At 63.7% G+C, this 16,085-nt stretch carries 17 protein-coding genes and 1 tRNA gene; 11 read left to right on the top strand and 7 right to left on the bottom strand.

Annotation, left to right across the window (positions count from 1 at the left end; translation table 11 throughout):
- Window position 1 precedes the first annotated feature (1 nt).
- Entirely contained in the window at window positions 2-457 is a 456-nt protein-coding gene (locus WG900_RS03840; protein WP_339964801.1) for a universal stress protein, read from the bottom strand.
- 127 nt (window positions 458-584) lie between these two features.
- Here WG900_RS03840 and WG900_RS03835 point away from each other — a divergent pair, with 127 nt between their 5' ends.
- The 4 genes from WG900_RS03835 to lpdA are packed head-to-tail and all read left to right on the top strand — an operon-like array spanning window position 585 to window position 4,219.
- On the top strand, window positions 585-2,033 hold the full coding sequence (locus tag WG900_RS03835; RefSeq protein ID WP_339964800.1) for a 2-oxo acid dehydrogenase subunit E2: 1,449 nt from the start codon (window positions 585-587) through the stop codon (window positions 2,031-2,033).
- A 1-nt stretch (window position 2,034) separates the two neighbouring features.
- Window positions 2,035-2,424 carry an acyl-CoA thioesterase gene (locus tag WG900_RS03830; protein WP_339964799.1) on the top strand — a complete coding sequence of 130 codons (390 nt, stop codon included), beginning with the start codon at window positions 2,035-2,037 and terminating at the stop codon, window positions 2,422-2,424.
- A gap of 1 nt (window position 2,425) precedes the next feature.
- Window positions 2,426-2,800: an acyl-CoA thioesterase gene (locus WG900_RS03825; protein WP_339964797.1), complete on the top strand. Its 375-nt coding sequence runs from the start codon at window positions 2,426-2,428 to the stop codon at window positions 2,798-2,800.
- Window positions 2,801-2,806: 6 nt separating this feature from the next.
- On the top strand, window positions 2,807-4,219 hold the full coding sequence (gene lpdA / locus WG900_RS03820) for a dihydrolipoyl dehydrogenase (protein WP_339964795.1): 1,413 nt from the start codon (window positions 2,807-2,809) through the stop codon (window positions 4,217-4,219).
- 40 nt (window positions 4,220-4,259) lie between these two features.
- Here the strand turns inward: lpdA and WG900_RS03815 are convergent, their stop codons facing one another.
- Window positions 4,260-4,586, bottom strand: coding sequence for a PilZ domain-containing protein (locus WG900_RS03815; protein WP_339964793.1), 327 nt, complete (start codon window positions 4,584-4,586; stop codon window positions 4,260-4,262).
- Between the two features lie 306 nt (window positions 4,587-4,892).
- Here WG900_RS03815 and WG900_RS03810 point away from each other — a divergent pair, with 306 nt between their 5' ends.
- Complete coding sequence (locus WG900_RS03810; RefSeq protein ID WP_339964790.1) at window positions 4,893-5,588, top strand: response regulator transcription factor; 696 nt, start codon at window positions 4,893-4,895, stop codon at window positions 5,586-5,588.
- A 34-nt stretch (window positions 5,589-5,622) separates the two neighbouring features.
- On the top strand, window positions 5,623-6,126 hold the full coding sequence (locus WG900_RS03805) for a hypothetical protein (protein WP_339964788.1): 504 nt from the start codon (window positions 5,623-5,625) through the stop codon (window positions 6,124-6,126).
- On the opposite strand, the gene WG900_RS03800 is transcribed toward WG900_RS03805, so the two are convergent.
- From WG900_RS03800 to WG900_RS03785, 4 genes are all read right to left on the bottom strand, one after another.
- Window positions 6,113-8,278, bottom strand: a complete 2,166-nt coding sequence (locus tag WG900_RS03800; RefSeq protein ID WP_339964786.1) for a CHASE2 domain-containing protein — start codon at window positions 8,276-8,278, stop codon at window positions 6,113-6,115. The genes WG900_RS03805 and WG900_RS03800 overlap by 14 nt on opposite strands.
- Before the next feature lie 3 nt (window positions 8,279-8,281).
- On the bottom strand, window positions 8,282-9,559 hold the full coding sequence (locus WG900_RS03795) for a FecR family protein (protein ID WP_339964784.1): 1,278 nt from the start codon (window positions 9,557-9,559) through the stop codon (window positions 8,282-8,284).
- 73 nt (window positions 9,560-9,632) lie between these two features.
- A complete protein-coding gene (locus WG900_RS03790) occupies window positions 9,633-10,157 on the bottom strand; it encodes a CoxG family protein (RefSeq protein WP_339964782.1) in 525 nt (174 codons plus the stop codon).
- Window positions 10,154-11,848, bottom strand: coding sequence for an FAD-binding protein (locus WG900_RS03785; protein ID WP_339964781.1), 1,695 nt, complete (start codon window positions 11,846-11,848; stop codon window positions 10,154-10,156). The genes WG900_RS03790 and WG900_RS03785 overlap by 4 nt, the downstream gene beginning before the upstream one ends.
- A 205-nt stretch (window positions 11,849-12,053) precedes the next feature.
- On the opposite strand from WG900_RS03785, the gene WG900_RS03780 reads away from it, so the two are divergent.
- From WG900_RS03780 to WG900_RS03770, 3 genes are all read left to right on the top strand, one after another.
- The gene (locus tag WG900_RS03780) at window positions 12,054-12,806 is read left to right on the top strand and encodes a flagellin N-terminal helical domain-containing protein (protein ID WP_339964779.1); all 753 of its coding nucleotides are present in this window, start codon (window positions 12,054-12,056) and stop codon (window positions 12,804-12,806) included.
- Between the two features lie 204 nt (window positions 12,807-13,010).
- Window positions 13,011-13,190: a hypothetical protein gene (locus WG900_RS03775; RefSeq protein ID WP_339964777.1), complete on the top strand. Its 180-nt coding sequence runs from the start codon at window positions 13,011-13,013 to the stop codon at window positions 13,188-13,190.
- A gap of 93 nt (window positions 13,191-13,283) precedes the next feature.
- Window positions 13,284-13,781 (top strand): hemerythrin domain-containing protein, encoded by a 498-nt coding sequence (locus WG900_RS03770; protein ID WP_339964775.1) that lies wholly within the window; start codon window positions 13,284-13,286, stop codon window positions 13,779-13,781.
- Window positions 13,782-13,852: 71 nt separating this feature from the next.
- Here the strand turns inward: WG900_RS03770 and WG900_RS03765 are convergent.
- A tRNA-Ser gene (locus WG900_RS03765) sits at window positions 13,853-13,942 on the bottom strand.
- 178 nt (window positions 13,943-14,120) lie between these two features.
- Here WG900_RS03765 and WG900_RS03760 point away from each other — a divergent pair.
- Together WG900_RS03760 and WG900_RS03755 are read left to right on the top strand one after the other, a co-directional pair.
- Window positions 14,121-15,152 carry a lytic murein transglycosylase gene (locus WG900_RS03760; RefSeq protein ID WP_339965318.1) on the top strand — a complete coding sequence of 344 codons (1,032 nt, stop codon included), beginning with the start codon at window positions 14,121-14,123 and terminating at the stop codon, window positions 15,150-15,152.
- Complete coding sequence (locus WG900_RS03755; protein ID WP_339964773.1) at window positions 15,136-16,077, top strand: SPOR domain-containing protein; 942 nt, start codon at window positions 15,136-15,138, stop codon at window positions 16,075-16,077. Before WG900_RS03760 ends, WG900_RS03755 begins: the two co-directional genes overlap by 17 nt.
- Window positions 16,078-16,085: the final 8 nt, after the last annotated feature.

The raw sequence follows: 16,085 nt of genomic DNA, 5'->3' as shown, positions 1-16,085 counted from the left end.
CTCAGCTTAGGCGGTCGATCGCTTCTTCGCTGAGGCCGCCCGGCACGATGTAAAGCGGGCAAGGGAGCACGCCCACGCCGACGTTGGAAAAATAGGTCACCAGCGGCCCCGGCGCGCCATTCGCCGCCGACCCGAGCACCAGCGCGGAGACTTCGGGATGCTGGGCGATGTAATCGGTCACCACCTTGATGGTTTCGCCCTGGCTGACGGCGATCACCGGCATCACGCCGCTTTCAGAGGCGAGGCTGCCCGCGGCGCTGGTCACCAGCACTTCGGCGCGGGTACGGGCTTCTTCCTCGATTGTCGCCTGAAGGCCGCCAAACGCGATGAATTCCTGCTGCGGCACGATGGCGAGCAAGTGGACCTGCCCACCCGTGCGCACCGCGCGGCGGGATGCGAAGCGCAGCGCCACGCTTGCCTCGTCGGTTTCGTCCATGATTACCAGGTAAACGCGCATCAAAGGCCCTCCCGCCATCAGTTCTTATCTGTCACATTCGATTTCGCTGCAAGGCGGCTTGCCGTAGCGTCGCAATTTGGCCAAAGGCTATCTAGCGCAAAGCCCAGATGCGGAGCCTTTCAGACCTATGCCGATCGCCATCAAGATGCCCGCCCTTTCCCCGACCATGGAGGAAGGCAAACTTGCCAGATGGCTGGTCAAGGTGGGCGATACCGTCTCGTCTGGTGACATCATGGCCGAGATCGAGACCGACAAGGCGACGATGGAATTTGAAGCCGTGGACGAAGGCACGATTCTGTCTATCGAGGTGGCCGAAGGCACCGAAGGCGTGAAAGTCGGCACGGTCATTGCTCAGCTTGGCGCTGAGGGTGAAGCGGCAGCTCCGGCGGCGGCGACACCTGTGCCCGAGCCTGCTCATGCTCCTGATGTAGCGCCTGAGCCTGCGCCTGTCGCAGCTCCGGAAGCCCCCGCAGTGCTCATCAGCCCCAAGGCGAAAAAGCTGGCGGAAGAATGGGGTCTCGACATTACGGCCATCAAGGGCACCGGGCCTAATGGCCGCATCGTCCAGTCCGACGTTGAAGGCGCGAAGGGCAGTGCTCCCAAGGCAGCGCCTGCTGCAAGTCCGGCTCCGGCTACACCTGCCGCCCCCGCTGCCGTTAGCGGCGCTCGCGTGATCGCCAGCCCGCTCGCCAAACGTATCGCTGCCGAACGCGGCGTTGACCTTGCCAGCGTGAAGGGTTCCGGCCCGAATGGCCGCATCGTGCGCGCCGACGTAGAGAACGCGCCAATCGGGGCTGCCGCTCCTGCAAGCGCCGCTTCTGCCGCCGCCAACGTGCCCACGGTCGACATGGCCGCCGAAACCCGCGCATTGCTTGATGACCGCATTCCGCACTCGGTCGAGAAGCTGTCGGGCATGCGCAAGACCATCGCCCGCCGCCTTGCCCAGTCGATGAGCGAAGCGCCGCACATCTACCTCACGGTCGATGTCCAGCTCGACAAACTGCTCAAACTACGCGGCGAGCTCAATGCCGTGCTGGAAAAGGAAGGCGTCAAACTCTCGGTCAATGATATGCTGGTCAAGGCGCTCGGCAAGGCGCTGGTTGCCGTGCCCGAATGCAACGTGACCTTCGCCGGCAACGAGATGATCCGCTATGCCCGCGCCGACATTTCGGTCGCGGTGTCGATCCCCGGCGGCCTGATCACCCCGATCGTGCAGGACGCCAATGGCCGCAGCCTCGCCTCGATCGCCACGGCCATGAAGGACCTCGGCAGCCGCGCCAAGGAAGGCAAGCTCCAGCCTGGCGAATACCAGGGCGGCACCGCCAGCATCTCGAACATGGGCATGATGGGCATCAAGCACTTCACCGCCGTGATCAACCCGCCGCAGTCAACCATCCTAGCGGTCGGTGCGGGCGAGAAGCGGCCGTGGGTCATGTCTGACGGGTCGCTTGGCGTGGCCAATGTTATGACCGTCACCGGCAGCTTCGATCACCGCGCTGTGGACGGGGCCGACGGCGCACGCCTGATGTCCGCTTTCCGCGAACTGGTGGAGAGCCCGCTGGGTCTTGTGGTCTGACATGACTGCGGACGCGGGAGATCTCGTCATCCGGGTGACCGCGATGCCGACCGACCTCAATCCTTATGGCGGCGTGTTCGGTGGCTGGCTGATGTGCCAGCTTGCCCTTGGCGCAAGCTCGCTGGTAACGCGGCGCACTGGCCTCAAAGCCGTGGTCGTCGGCGCGACCGACTTTGCCTTTCCGGGAGCAATGCAGGTTGGCGACGAGTTGAATGTCTATGCCGAAGTCCTGCGCACCGGGCGAACGTCGATCACCGTGCGGACGCGCGGTTTCGGCCGGGCGCGGGCGAGCGAAGACGAAATCGAAGTCGCGAATGGCACCTTCACTTTCGTCACGCTGGGTGCTGATGACAAGCCGCAACCGACAGTTGCCGCCATGGCGGACAGCTGACATGACGCCAGATGGCCAACCCGCTATCCGCGTCACGGCTATGCCGGCGGACACCAATGCTAATGGCGATATTTTCGGCGGCTGGCTGATGAGTCAGATGGACATGGGGGCAGGGCTCGTCGCCGCGCGGCTGGCGCATGGGCGTGTTGCCACGGTTGCGATGGACGGAATGCAGTTCCACCAGCCGGTGGGCGTGGGTGACGAGGTTTCGGTCTATTGCGAGGTCACCAAGGTCGGCCGCACTTCGATCACCATTTCCACCGAAGCGTGGCGCCGCCACCGCTTCGATGAAGTTCAGTTCAAGGTCACCGAGGCCGTGTTCACTTTCGTCGCTATCGACGATGCCGGACGGCCGCGGTCAGTAAATCAGGAGTAATTCCCAGTGGCAGATGCATACGACGTCATCATTCTTGGTTCCGGGCCGGGCGGCTATGTCTGCGCGATCCGCTGCGCGCAGCTGGGTCTGAAGACCGCCATTGTCGAGCGTGAGAACCTGGGCGGCATCTGCCTCAACTGGGGCTGCATCCCGACCAAGGCACTGCTCCGCTCTGCCGAAGTATTGCATAATATGAAGCATGCCGCCGATTATGGCCTGGCCGCTGACAATATCCGCGCCGATCTGGATGCCGTTGTGAAGCGCAGCCGCGGTGTGGCCAAGCAGCTCAATCAGGGCGTCACGCACCTGATGAAGAAGAACAAGATCACCGTGCACATGGGCAGCGGCAAACTCACCGCGCCGGGCAAGATCGAAGTCACCTCGGACAAGGGCACCGATGTCATCGAGGGCAAGCACGTGGTCGTCGCCACCGGCGCCCGAGCGCGTGATCTGCCGTTCGCTCCGGCTGACGGCAAGCGGGTGTGGACCTATCGCCACGCCATGACGCCGACCGAACTGCCGTCGAAGTTGCTGGTCATCGGATCGGGCGCGATCGGCATCGAATTCGCCAGCTTCTATAACGACATGGGTTCGGACGTTACCGTCGTCGAGATGATGGACCGTGTCGTACCGGTCGAAGATGCCGACGTATCTGCCTTCCTTGAAAAGGCGCTGGTCAAGCAGGGCATGAAGATCATGACCGGGGCCGGGGTCGAGAGCCTCGCGGTCAGCGACAGCGGCGTGAAGGCGAAGATCAAGGCGAAGGACGGCGCGATCAGCGAGAGCGACTTCAGCCACGTTATCGTCGCTGTTGGCATCGCGCCCAACACCGAAAACATCGGCCTCGAAACGCTGGGCATCAAGGCAGAGCGCGGCATCATCGCCATTGACGGCTATGGCCGCACGAACGTGCCCGGTGTCTGGGCTATCGGCGATGTTACTCCGGGGCCATGGCTCGCCCACAAGGCCAGCCACGAGGGCGTCACCGCTGCCGAGGCGATTGCCCAGGCGCTTGGTAACAAGGACGTCCACCCGCACGCGATGGACAAGCGCAACATTCCGGGCTGCACCTATTGCCACCCGCAAGTTGCCTCTGTCGGTCTGACCGAAGCCAAGGCCAAGGAAGCCGGCTACACGGTGAAGGCGGGCACGTTCCCGTTCATCGGCAACGGCAAGGCCATCGCGCTGGGCGAGGCGGAAGGCTTCATCAAGACGGTGTTTGACGCCAAGACCGGCGAACTGCTGGGCGCCCACATGATTGGCGCGGAAGTGACCGAGTTGATCCAGGGCTATGTCGTGGGCAAAACGCTGGAAACCACCGAGGTTGAGCTAATGCAGACCGTGTTCCCGCATCCGACCTTGTCGGAAATGCTGCACGAGGCCACGCTTGCCGCTTACGGGCGCGCGCTACACATCTGATTGGTTATGGGCCGGGGCTTTAAAAGCTCCGGCCGGCATCTCAGGCCTCGAGCAGTGACTGCCTGACGATGTGATCGAATACCGGCGGATAGAGGCGCGAGGAGAACTCGCAGCCGATCATGCCTTCGCGCTTCCAGCGCAGGTGTGCGACCAGCAGTTCAAGTCCCGGAATTCGGATGTAAATCTGGTGCTGCTCGCTCAGGCCGGGGCGCCAATCCATGCAGAAGCCGGATTCAGAAATGTCGTGCAGCTTGATCCGCATCCACGGCTTGGTGCCCTGACGTACGTCACAGGTAAGCGATACTTCCGCGCGAGTGGCACGGGCGTTCAAGTCGCTGCGGTCGTTGCCATGAGGTTGATAGGTCACTTGGGCCTCCGTTACAGCGCCTTTTCGCGTTAAATTCTTAACAAGCGGTTAGGCACGCAACCCGCTTAAATCCGGGGTTTCGGAAGTTTCGTTTCAGGACAGATGTTTAACAATTTACATCAGTTAACTTGGTTGTTGCGCGGACTTGGGGCAGCGATGTTTTACTGAGCTTTTTAGCTAATTCGAAACCCTAATTGACTGTGATCAGAGTGCCGCAGCCAAACATCGGGTTCGGAGCTAGTTTCAAAAGGCAGAGGCAGGGAGCCGGGCTAACCCAACAGGGGTCTGGATAGGGGGTTGCAGGGTATGCGCATCGCATTGGTTGACGACGATCCGGATGAAATTGCCGATATTGCGGCAACGCTGCGCGCGTCCGGAACAGATTGTTCGTTGTATTCCAGCGGCGAAGAATTGCTTGCCGCCTTGCGCCGCGAAACCTTTGATCTGTTGCTGCTCGACTGGAACATGATGGGCATGTCCGGGATGAAGGTGCTAGCCTGGGCGCGCGAAAATCTCGATCCGCCGCCGCCAGTCATCATGCTGACCAACCGCGACCGCAAGGAAGACATTGTCTTCGCGCTCGACGCCGGTGCTGCGGACTATATCCGCAAGCCTGAAGAACCGGAAATCGTGCGCGCCCGCATCCGCGCCGCGCTGCGTGATCGCCGCAAGGAAATGCCGGAGCCATCCGACGCTTTCGGCGGTTTCGCCTTCGACGCCATTACGCGGTCTGTCCGTTTTGACGATGAAGTCATCGAACTGCGGCAGAAGGAATATTCGCTCGCCCGATTGCTGTTTGAAAACCTCAATCGGCCGCTTTCGCGCAGCTATATCCTGCAGAAAGTTTGGCAGAGCAGCCCCGACATCGAAACGCGCACGCTCGACGTACATATTTCCCGCCTGCGCGCGAAGCTGAAGCTGCGTCCCGAGCGCGGATTTGCGCTGCAGACGATCTTCGGCTTCGGCTACCGGCTGGACAGCACGGGCCAAGCGCGCGATTGAGGTTGCCCCGAGCGGCATCAATTGGCAGCAATCCATGCAGTTTATCCATAAGGCGTTCCTGCTGATCTCCGTCGCGGCCCTGCAGGCCTGCGCAGTATCTACGCCGGTGCGCCTTGCGGTGCCGCGCCAGTCACCCCTGCCTGATGCCGTGTCGCTCGATCTTGGTGCGCAACCCGGCCCAGCATTGACCGCCTTTGCCGACCGGTTCACCCGCCGGCTGGGCGAGGGCGGGGTAACGGTGCGCGGCGATGCGCCCTATCGGCTGACCCTGACAATGTCGGCGCAGCCATCCTTGGCAGGTGTGACCAGCGATGGCGGCAGCGACCCGAAGACAGTTGACTGGCAATCGCGGCCTCGGCGAAAGGCACTGTTCGAGAATTGCGCGGCTGATCGCCTGCGCGCGGTCGCGGTAGGCAGCATCGGGCTGAATGCCAGTCCGCCGCTTGTCGCTGAAGCGGAACTCGACAGCTGCAAGGACCGGACTGCCGAGCTTGACCGCCTTGCCGTAGCTCTGGCCGGGGCCATCACCCGCCGCTGAGCGGCAATTCGATCCTGAAATTCGTGCCGACGCCTGCCTCGCTGCGGCAGGTGATCCTGCCGCCGTGGTGCGCGATTGCTGCGGACACGAATGCAAGGCCTAGCCCTGCGCCGCCCTTGCCTTCGCCGGCGCGGGAACCAAAGCGCATGAAGGGATCGCTCGCGCGCTCAGGAGGCAGACCAGGGCCATTGTCATCGATCTCGATCACGGCCCAGTCATCCGTGTAAGCAACCACCAGCGTCACCTTCGTTGCGCCGTATTTGATGGCATTGCCCACGAGGTTGTCGAGCACGCGCGAAAGCACTGCGCCGTCGGCCAAGGCAAAAACCGGGTCTTCACGGACCTGCGTGGCAACCCGGGCACCCTGATCGGTCGCAAGGGCATAGGCCCGGTCAGCCGCTTCGTCAGCCAGCGAACCCAGGTCCGTCTCGGCAAGGTCGAGCGGGGTATCGCCGAGCCGGGCGAGTTCGACAAAAGTATCGGCCAGATCAAGCGTCCGGCGCGCGTGAAGGCGGATCCGGCCAAAGCGGGCTTCAGGCGCTTCGTGACCAGCGCGCTCGCCCGTCAGGCCGAGGATCGCGACTTGCGGCGCGCGCATGTCGTGCGAGAGGAATTCAAGCGCATGGCGGCGCTCGGCCTCGGCGCGGCGCTGGTCGGTCACATCGGTCAGCATCGCGAGGTGAATGTCGCTCCACTGCGCCTCGGGCACGCCCATCGACCGGGTGACGACGAAAATACGGCCATCGCCAAGCATGAGTTCCGTTTCGTCCGTGTCTAGAGTGCCATCGATGCGCGCGAGCAGTTGGGCCACACTTTCGCCCTCCATCGCGGAAAGCTGCGCGCCCATGATGGCGGAGGCGCGGCGGTTCATCGTCAGCAACCGAAACTGCGAATCAAAGACGAACAACGCGTCCGGCGTCGATTCGACCACGCGGCCAAGGAAAGTTCGGCGCTCACTCAACTCATCAACCAGAAAGTCGAGCCAGTTCACTGCGCGCGCGACTGAATCGAAGCCGTCTGTCCGGCGGGCAAGAACCGGCTTGCTGCTCGACAAACGGTCGGCCTTGGCCATGAGATAGCCGTTGATTGCAGCGAGCCGCCGCCATCCCCACAACGGATAGGAGATCACAAGACCGAGCAGCACTGGCCCGGGGGCAAACCACAGGCGCGCCTGCACCGCCAGCAAATAGGACACCGCCAGCGCCAATGCGCCGCACAGCAGCGCGGTCCACAGGCACCATACCGGACGGAGCATCCAGAAGGAGGCGAACAGCAGGCCCATGAACACGAACAGCAGAGCGAAAGTGGTGCCATCACCGAGCGGCGCGATAAACCCTGCCTCGCCGGCATTCTGGAACACGTTGGCGAGCAATTCCGAACCGCTCATCATCGATCCGGCCGGGGCGGAAACCGGGAAATTGTCGCTCAGCCCCTGCGCCGTGGCGCCGATGATCACCACCTTCCCGGCAAGGAACTGAGCCGGAACCTCGCCCGCCAGCACCGCGGAAGCAGGCAGCGTGCGATAGGATCCGGCGGCGCGCAAGTGCAGGGCGCCATCGGCCCGCGCGGCGCGTGCTGCACCCAGCTTCTCATACAGCGCAAGCGCCAGATGCGGCACCGGGGCGCGTCCCTCGACCGGCAGCAGAGGCTCGATCTGCCGCACCGGGCCATCGTTGTCCTGCCGGATGCCGACGTGTCCGGTGACAAGCGCCGCTGTGTCCAGCGCAGCGATCGGCGGCACATCGATCGTTCCGGAACTGCGGTCAGGGGCAGGGGCCAGCCCCACAGGTAAGGCCACGTTGCCGGCGCGCCTCAGGCTGGCGGCCAGCGCGACGTCTGCCTCGGCGTCGGACGGTTCGGTGAACAGAATATCGAGCAGCACCGCGCGCGGCCTGGCTTCGGTGACCCGGTCAACCAGCGCGGCAATGCGGCTGCGGTTCCATGGCCATTGCCCTTCGCTGGCAAGGCTGCGCTCATCAATGGCGACAATGACGATATCCTGGCTGGCCGGCGATGCCCCGGCCACCAGCGCCCGGTCAAAGACTGCGTTATCGACCCGCTCGGTCAGGCCCGACCGCCAGGCCCAGCCGGCAATCGCCAGCGTCAGCACGAAGATCGTCAGCCATTCGGCAATGAGCCGCGCGCGGGGCAAGGATCAGCCGCCCACTGTCAGCTTCTGGAACGGCAACCAGACCTGCGCCGAACCATCCGGCGTGGTCTGGATTACACCCACCCGCCAGCGATAGGCACCCGGCCGCAGCCCGGTGATGGTCATCTCAGGCTTGCCGAGTGCCGGTTCGTCCACCAGCGGCAGGCCATCGCCACTTGCTCCAAAAAGCTGGAAGCGGAACAGTGACGTCCCTTCGCCTTCCGACTGCCAGGCAAAGCGGAAGCCGCCGGGCAGGGCGGATTGACCGGCATCGGCGGCCAGGCCCACCCGCTGGCGGCGGAACGAATAGGCCTCCTCCAGCCCCTGCAATCCGGCAGCGGAAAAACCAGCGGCGCGCACGAAGTACATGCCGTTCTTCAGGCCTTCGAATTCGGCATGGGGCCTTTGCGCATGAAGTTCGGCGATCACCTCAAGAAAACCGGCATCGCGGGCCACTTGCATGCGGTAGCTTTGCGCGTGTTCTACCGGCGTGAAATCGAATGCCACCCGCAGATCGGTCTGGATCTTTGCGGGATCGGCGAGGGGCGGGGCGGGGAGCAGGCTCTCCTTGGCCAAGCCGCCGCCTGCCTTTGCCGCCGCGCCGAAGCCGGCAGGCACCGCCAGTTCTGCCTTGGCGGCCGCGACGGCAATTTCGCCTTCGATCGTCTCGCTGGCCGAACTGGCGGCTGCTTCGGAATAGCCGGCGCGGAAAACCGTGCCGCGCACGGCGGTGACGGCAACCGGCGTGCGGACGCGGAAACGGCTGTCAGGCGCCTGTTTCGCAGCCTGAACCTCGGCCTTGCCGCGATCGACCTGCAGTTCGATATCGATCGCCGGGACCAGCAGGTACTTCCGCGCCTGCCCGATCTTCACCCGGGTGTTGGAGGGCAGGGCGATCCGGGATCCATCCGCCCCGGATATCACCACGAAGCCATTCGCGCCGGTGGTGATCACGCTACCCTCGGCCAGTTCGAGGCCTTTGCGCACTTCGGCACCGGAAACTGCAACCGGGCCGGAAAAGGTCTGCACGCGCAGCGCAACCGGCGTGAACTTCAGCAGCCGGCGCGGAATGGCGAGACGGTAGCCAACCGGCATGTTCCTGGGGATACGAACGCGGTTGGCGGCCTGCAGTTCACGCCAGATGTTCGGCCCGGTCAGATAGTCCTGCGAGAGACCATAAAGCGTGTCCGACCGCTTTACCGTGTAAACAAATGTGTCCTCACCCGCCGGGGCGGCATGCAGTGGACCGGCGCTCAGGCAGAGTAACAGCCCGGCGATGGACAAATTTCGGCGAAATTCTTGAACTTGCACGGCAACCCCCCACGGATTCGTGGGGAGGGCCATAGCACAGTTTCGTTCAGGACAGTCCCAACCGCCTGCGCAGCCACGCCAGCAAGCGGTCCAAAATCGAGACAGGCGGTGCTGCGGCCGCCACCGGCTGTGCAGCCGCTTCGATTTGCGCCTTTAGCGCGCCGGCAAAGGCCTTGGCGAGCTGGGGCAGAAGAGGCCGGCCCATCGCTTCCCACATCGGCGCCATTGGTCCGCTGCCTTCGACCTTCACGTGCAGCTCGATTGCGGTTTCACCAGCGCCATGAGCCACGGCGCGATAGGTGCCGCTGCCTTTGACCGGATCGCTGGTTAGAGCATAGGTAAAGTCGACCTCGCCCGGACCAGCCCAGCGATGAACCGTGACATCGACCTTCACCGTCCGCACCAGACCGCCGACCCCGACCTTGAGCACCCATCGCGAATAGTCAGCGTCGATCATCTCGACGTGCTGCATCCCCGGCATCAGCGGTGCCCAGCCGGAAATGTCGGAGACATGGTCCCACACGGCGCCGATGGGCGCAGCGATTACGGTGCCCTGCGTCGTCTCAATCATGCGCGGCGGGCCAGTTCTTCAGCCAGCAGCGTGCTCGGCTGGCCCATGGCGTGGCGGGCGGCGAGCCAGCCGGTGGTGATCCCGCGCGCGTTGGAAATGCCGCTCTGCATCATCCCGCCCGTCTCGATCCGGGCGAGCGAGTTGCCAGCGCCGTATAGCCCCTCGATCGGCGCATCGGCCCACGACATGATCCGGCAATGCTCGTCCGCCAGCAATCCGGCGGCGGGAATGGCCGAGCCGGACATGCGCTTGAGCTGGATGGCGTGGAACGGTGCCTTGACCAGCGAGCCGAGGTTCGGATTGGGCTGGTGGAACCGGTCGCCGGCCATCCATGCGCTCCACGGATGGGTGCCGCGGTGGTGATCGGGGTCAAGGCCCTGATCGGCCAGCGGATTGAAGCGCGCAACGGCAGCAGCAAGTCCAGCCGCGTCAATTCCGGCCAGCGCGGCCAGTTCCTCCAGCGTGTCTGCCGTATGGCCGACGCCCTCGGGGACTTCCTGTCCCGGCATCAGCCCCGCGAACGGGTAATTCTCCCGCGCCTGACTGTCCATGATCGCCCAGCACGGATAGTTCGGCTGGGTCTGGGTATTGCCGTCCACCAGATCGAGCTTGAAGCCGTAATCGCGATAGAACGATTCATTGGCGAACCGCTGGCCCGAACGGTTGACCACGATCACGTGCGGCAGGCCGATCACCGCCATGGCGCTGCGATACATCGGCGCGCCTTCCTCGTCTTCCTCATTGGGTAGGCTCACACCGAGCAGCGAAATGTCGGGCACCCGTGAAATCCGCGCGTTGAACGGGCAGGCGAGGCGGAAATTCGCGCCGTCGACGGCAGAGAACACCAGCGATCCGGCATCGACCTGCTGGCTGAGGCTGCGGTTGTAATCCTCGCGCCGTTCATAGCTGCTGACCGCAATCAGCACGCCGCGCCGCGCCCGGATTGCCAGCTCGCGGCCCTCGTGGATCACGCGCACGCCGGTGATCCGGGTGCCATCACTGAACAGTTCGACCGCCTCGGCGCCGGTCATCAGCGGAATGCCGCGATCGACCGCGCCTTTGACGAAAGCAGCGGCAAGGCCGGGGCCGAGGCAGCGCTCATCGCGCTCCATCCGTTCGGCCATGAGGGTGAAATCCCACTTGGCGAGGTGCGCGGTGCCGCCGAATTCGTACATGTCGTCATGTGTAAAGCCGAAGGGCATCTGCGGCGAAATCCGTGTCCGTTCTGCCCATTCACCCAGCGTGGCGGCGGGGAAGGGCTCTACTTCCAGCAAACGACCTTCTGGCACGCCATCGGGATCGACACCAAAGAAGTAATCCGGGCAATGCCTGATCGCCTTCATCCGCAGGTCGGTATGTTCCTCGAACCAGCTCAGCGCTTCCCGGGCGTGGAGCACGAAGTTCAGGATCGCGCGCTCGTCTGCATGGCCCATCGAGAGGCGGCGCAGGTAGGCGAAGCCCTTGTCCGGCGAATCCTCGACCCCCAGTTCGGCGGCGTAGCGATTGCCCGGGACCCACACCTCACCCATCGACAGCGCCGTGACGCCGCCGACCTTGCCGGTGCGTTCCAGCACGATGGCGCTGCCGCCGGCATCGTGCGCGGCAATTGCTCCGGCCAGGCCCCCCGCGCCCGAACCGATCGAAACGAAGTCGGCTTCCATGTCCCACTGGGCGGGCTGGTTGTTGAGCAACGAATCTCTCCCGGTCATCTTGTCGAATTAATGCTACCTCAAGCGTAGCATTAATTCCAGCGCCGCCAAGATGCCGGCCAAATTTTGCCGAAGCGGCAATTCCGCCCCTTAATAATTGCGCCCCGCTGCCGGTCTTTGCCATGACGGCTCAACCGGATGGTCCGGAAGAGCAGCGTAGGTTCCTAAACCCGGGGGGTTTTAGACCATGACTGTGATCAACACGAATATCAGCGCCGTGCGCGCTGCCAATGCTTCGAATTCCGCCGCACTCATGCAGGGCACCGCCATGCAGCGCCTTGCCACCGGCAAGCGCATCAACTCCGCCAAGGACGACGCCGCAGGCCTTGCCATCTCGACCTCGATGACCTCGCAGATCACCGGCATGCAGCAGGGCGTCCGCAACGCCAACGACGACATCAGCCTGGCCCAAACGGCAGAAGGCGCGCTTAACGAAGTGACCAACATGCCGCAGGAAGTCACGTCGCTGACATTGCAGGTCGGCTCGGTCCTCGCCAACACCGAATTCAACGGCGTTGCCCTGTTCATCACGACGGCCGGTACCGACATCACCTTCGATATCCAAGCCGGCGCCAATGCTGCCGACGTGATCTCGGTCACCAGCCTTGCCATCGACGGCACCAACATCGATGCCACCGCGCTAGACGTGTCGACTTCGGCGCTGGCCGTGACCACCATGGCCAATGTCGATGCGGCGCTGGCCGAAGTGGCCAACACCAATGCAGCCTTCGGCGGCGGCGAAAGCCAGCTGCAGTCGGCAATCAACAGCCTGACGTCGAACTCGACAAACCTGTCAGACGCCCGCAGCCGCATCATAGACGCCGACTATTCGGCCGCAACCACCATGCTCGCCAAGGCACAGATCCTCAGCCAAGACTCGACCGCGATGATCGCGCAGGCCAACCAGGCACAGCAGAACGTCCTGTCGCTTCTCAAGTAAGCGCCCGGACAGGCTGACGCCCCCCAGAAAGGCCCGGTACCGGTTTCGGTGCCGGGTCTTTTTGCTATCTTGCCGACGAAGGGTTGGGGCAACCGTTTTGGCGCTGGCAAGCCTCCGTTCGTCTTGGAGGCGGGATACATTACGCCCCGGTCGATGTTCCAAGGTTACGCAACTACGAAATGCGTCAAACCATGGAGAAGGAAAATGGCCAACAATCAGCAGAACCAGGATCAGGGCGGTCGCCAGCAGGGCGGACAGCAGGATCAGGGCAACAAGCAGCAGCAGCAGCAGAACGACGCTGATCGTCGTAAGCCCGGCCAGTCGGATACCGGCAGCGAGCAGCGCGGCGGTGGCGACGGCAACCGCGGCGGCCAGATGAACTGACCAAGCCTTGGCAGGCCTCCCTCAACCGGGTTGAGGGAGGCCTCGGCCTTTTCAGCGAACCGATAGCACACTCGCCAAACCGGAGATCACGACATGCCCCAGACCGAATTCACCGATGCCATTGCACTGCTCAAGAACGATCACCGCACTGTCGAAGACCTGTTCGAAAAGTTCGAATCCGCGCGCTCCGGCAGCAAGCGTGCTCTTGCCGAACAGATCTGCAACGAACTCAAGATTCATGCAACGATCGAGGAAGAAATCTTCTACCCCGCGCTGAGGGACAAGATCGAAGACGACACGCTTAACGAAGCCTATGTCGAACACGATGGCGCGAAATTGCTGATCAACGACATCATGGCCAGCAACGATGATGAAATGCTGGAGGCCAAGGTCAAGGTGCTGTCCGAAGAGATCAAGCACCACGTGGGCGAAGAAGAAATGCGGATCGAAGGCATGTTCGCCCAGGCCCGCGAGGCTGGCGTCGATCTCGCGGCCCTGCGTGATGAACTGATGGCCCGCAAGGAAAGCCTTATGCAGACTTTGAAGACTGAAGGCTTGCCCCCGGCCGAGATGCAGGTTTTGCAGGCCTGATAACGCAAAAAGCGCCGGCACACTGCACGTCAGTGCTGCCGGCTGCCGTGCTTTTAGGACAGCGCAAAAGCTGGCGGACAGGGTGGGATTCGAACCCACGGTGAGCTTCCACCCACGGCGGTTTTCAAGACCGCTGCCTTAAACCACTCGGCCACCTGTCCGCACCCGGATCGAACTTGCCGTTCGAATGCCCAGATGGACGCGGCTAGCGGCAGTCTGCGACGAGTGCAATTCCCTTTGCGGCCTGACTGTGCAATTGTTCGAACAATGATTGGAATTCAGCACATCTTTCGCCTGACCGGGGTTTTTGCCGCAGCAACCTTGCTCGGGCCCCAGCAGATGGCGGCGCAATCTTCGGGCAGCGTTTCCGTGCCGGTGGTCCAGCCGCTGCCGTCGAACCCTGTGCCTGAGGTGCAGGCCCCCAGCAACGCCGCCTTTCAGGGCTATGTCCAGCTACTCGCCGCGCGCGCAAGGGCCGAAGGGGTGAGTGAGCGGACGATCCGCGCCTATACCGAAGGCCTGACCGAAAACCCGCGCGTCGTCGCGTTGGACCGGTCGCAGCCCGGATCGAGCTCGACCAGCGCGATTCCCCGTTTCGAACCGTACCGCCGCACTCATGTGGATGCCGCGCGGATCAATGGTGGCCGCCGCGTTCGCCAGCAGGTCGCCGGTTTTACCCCATCGATCGAGGCGCAATACGGCGTTCCGGCGCCGATCCTGCTCGCCATTTTCGGGCATGAGAGCAATTACGGCAGCTACAAAGGCGATTTCGACCTTGCCCGCGCCCTGGCGACGCTGGCCTTCGAGGGCCGCCGGCGCGAGTTGTTTGCCGAGGAGTTTGTCGCCGTTCTCAAGATGGCCGACCGCGGCGTGCCGCGTGAGCGGCTCAAGGGCTCGTGGGCGGGCGCCTTCGGCAATCCGCAGTTCCTGCCCAGCATGTACCTGCGCCTCGCGGTCGATGGCGACGGTGATGGGGACCGCGACATCTGGCATTCACAGCCCGATACGCTCGCCTCGATCGCCAACTATTTCCGTGATGCTGGCTGGCGTCCCGGCCAGCCTTGGGGCGTTCAAGCCGCCGTTCCCGCCGAATTTGATCGTGCTTCGGTAGCCGGCAAGGTCAAATCCCCAAGCTGCCCGCGCGTCCATGCCCGCCATTCGCGGTGGATGCCGGTGTCGGAATGGAAGTCACGCGGGATCACGCCGCTGGCTCCGGTCGGCGATTCGGTGATGGCCGCGCTCTTCGAACCCGATGGGCCGGGCGCGCCGGCTTACCTGTTAACCGGGAATTATCGGGTTATCCTCCATTACAACTGCTCGAACTTCTACGCTCTTTCCGTGGGATTGCTTGCAGATGAGATTGCCCGTTAACCGCTTTGCGGCGCTGACCCTTACCACCCTATTGATCGCCACAGGTGCCCATGCCGGGGACAAGCGCGCTGCCGTAATCACGCCAACTTCTGGACCGGCTGCCGACTATCCGATGGTGCTAGGCGACCCCTTTGTGGTCGATGGCGTGACCTATACGCCGCAGGACAGGCTGAACTTCGATCAGGTCGGCTATGCCGGCGTGGGCGGGGGGACGGGCATCAGCATCGCCCACCGCACGCTGCCGATGCCGAGCTATGCCGAGGTAACCTCGCTCGATTCCGGCCGCACGATCCTTGTGCGCGTTACGCGCCGGGGACCGATGGACGGGCCGAACATCGTCGATCTGTCGCCCGATGCCGCCACCCAGCTTGGCGTCACCGCAAGCCGCACCGCGATCCGCATACGCCGGGTCAATCCGCCTGAGGCCGAACGCGCTGCGCTTCGCGAAGGCCGCGCCGCGCCTCTGCGCATGGATACGCCGCAGTCCCTGGTCGCCGTGCTGCGCCGCAAGCTCGACCCGGCTGCCGCGCCGATTCTCCTGCCGCTGCCCAAAGCGATAGGTGCCGCAGTCACTCCGCCGGCCCCCGTCAATCCGCCGGTCCCGACCAGCCCGCGGGTGTCGACGCCCAAGGCTGCCCACGTCGCAGCGGCACCCAAGCCTGCGCCAGTCCAGGGGGCAGCACCGCCGCAAAAGGCCCCGCCGGCCGCCAAGGCCACCGGCTCGCTCGTCGTCCAGATCGGCGCCTTTTCCAGCGAGGCCAGGTCGAACGAAATTGCCCACAAACTGGGCGCCGGCGTTGCCCCTGTCGGCAAGCTGTTCCGTGTCCGCATGGGCCCGTTCACCAGCCGTGGACAAGCCGAAGCCGCGCTCGCCAAGGCGAAGGCGGCTGGCTATAGCGAGGCTCGAATCCAGACCGCGTCCTGACCTCTGAT

Source organism: Novosphingobium aquae (genome assembly GCF_037572715.1).
Classification (GTDB): domain Bacteria; phylum Pseudomonadota; class Alphaproteobacteria; order Sphingomonadales; family Sphingomonadaceae; genus Novosphingobium; species Novosphingobium aquae.
Note: the sequence above shows the minus strand (reverse complement) of the source record. Positions and strands in the feature narration are given on the sequence as shown.

Coding starts and splice junctions, on each gene's coding strand:
- WG900_RS03840 (WP_339964801.1), bottom strand. CDS start 457: ATGCGCGTTTACCTGGTAATCATGGACGAAACCGACGAGGCAAGCGTG.
- WG900_RS03835 (WP_339964800.1), top strand. CDS start 585: ATGCCGATCGCCATCAAGATGCCCGCCCTTTCCCCGACCATGGAGGAA.
- WG900_RS03830 (WP_339964799.1), top strand. CDS start 2,035: ATGACTGCGGACGCGGGAGATCTCGTCATCCGGGTGACCGCGATGCCG.
- WG900_RS03825 (WP_339964797.1), top strand. CDS start 2,426: ATGACGCCAGATGGCCAACCCGCTATCCGCGTCACGGCTATGCCGGCG.
- WG900_RS03810 (WP_339964790.1), top strand. CDS start 4,893: ATGCGCATCGCATTGGTTGACGACGATCCGGATGAAATTGCCGATATT.
- WG900_RS03805 (WP_339964788.1), top strand. CDS start 5,623: ATGCAGTTTATCCATAAGGCGTTCCTGCTGATCTCCGTCGCGGCCCTG.
- WG900_RS03790 (WP_339964782.1), bottom strand. CDS start 10,157: ATGATTGAGACGACGCAGGGCACCGTAATCGCTGCGCCCATCGGCGCC.
- WG900_RS03780 (WP_339964779.1), top strand. CDS start 12,054: ATGACTGTGATCAACACGAATATCAGCGCCGTGCGCGCTGCCAATGCT.
- WG900_RS03775 (WP_339964777.1), top strand. CDS start 13,011: ATGGCCAACAATCAGCAGAACCAGGATCAGGGCGGTCGCCAGCAGGGC.
- WG900_RS03770 (WP_339964775.1), top strand. CDS start 13,284: ATGCCCCAGACCGAATTCACCGATGCCATTGCACTGCTCAAGAACGAT.
- WG900_RS03760 (WP_339965318.1), top strand. CDS start 14,121: ATGGCGGCGCAATCTTCGGGCAGCGTTTCCGTGCCGGTGGTCCAGCCG.
- WG900_RS03755 (WP_339964773.1), top strand. CDS start 15,136: ATGAGATTGCCCGTTAACCGCTTTGCGGCGCTGACCCTTACCACCCTA.